This is a genomic window from Streptomyces sp. SID14478 (assembly GCF_010548525.1).
Classification (GTDB): Bacteria; Actinomycetota; Actinomycetes; order Streptomycetales; family Streptomycetaceae; genus Streptomyces.
Genome location: NZ_JAAGMG010000969.1, coordinates 1 through 875, shown reverse-complemented (window position 1 = coordinate 875; position 875 = coordinate 1). Strand labels below are relative to the sequence as shown.

Genomic DNA, 875 nt, shown 5'->3' with positions numbered 1-875 from the left:
CGCGTACGGGGGCGGGGGCTGGGCGGGGTCGCCGCTCATCGCGGCCAGGCGGGCGGCGATGCGGGCATGGATCGCCGCCTCGCCGGTGCCGTCGTCGCTCAGCCGGTGCTCGCGCGCGGATTCGGCGGGGTCGCCGGAGTCGCAGCCGTCGGCGCGGACGTCCCTGCCGTCCGGGCCGTACTTGTCGTTCTGGTCCCTCACGTGGTGCCCTTCGAGGCCTCCGGCCAGCGGCGCAGGATCTGGGCCAGCTGTTCGTGGGCGGGTCGGTAGACCACGCGGTCGTCCTCGTGGTCGGTGGTGAGATACCCGGCCAGACGGCTCTTCAGCAGCTGACGGATCTTCTCGTCGGGGTCACGCAGGGGCGCTTGGAGCACGGCGTGGGTCAGCGCGGGCCACACGTCCCCCCATGCGACCCCGCGCCCCAGCGCGAACGCGCTCGCGCGCAACAGTGCGACGGCCTCGGTCCGGGTCAGTCCGCCGCCGGCGGCGACGGCGAGCTCGATGTCGGTGAGCAGCAGGCCGGTGATCCCGCCCGCGACCCGGTCGAGCCAGCCCGGGTCGGTCAGCAGCCCCGGCCCCTTCAGGCGCAGTTGCTCGACGGCGAGCCGGGCGTGCAGGAACGACCCGGCGGCGCGGGCGCCCACGACGAGCGCGGCCCGTGCGATGGCCGCGGGACCCCACTGGTCCTGCCCGTCGAGCAGGACGTGGACGTAGGCGCGGATGTCCTGGTCCGGGTCCTCGTCGCAGCGCACGGTGTCGGCGTGCGGGAACCGGTCGGCGAGTTCGGCCAGCAGATCGGCGGCCGCGGGCCGGGGCCGGCCGTTGTGCGGGGTGGTGGGGCGGGCGCTGCGCACGCCGAGCAGGAGGCGGACCTT

The 875-nt window shown here is 75.8% G+C and carries 1 protein-coding gene and 1 pseudogene; both read right to left on the bottom strand.

Features of this window, described 5'->3' with window-relative positions; genetic code table 11:
* Positions 1-201: hypothetical protein (locus G3I40_RS31170; protein ID WP_164305967.1), on the bottom strand; the 201-nt coding region annotated here is incomplete at its 3' end.
* Positions 198-875 (bottom strand): annotated as a pseudogene (locus tag G3I40_RS31165) (hypothetical protein); the annotation flags it as partial. The pseudogene G3I40_RS31165 and the gene G3I40_RS31170, both read right to left, overlap by 4 nt.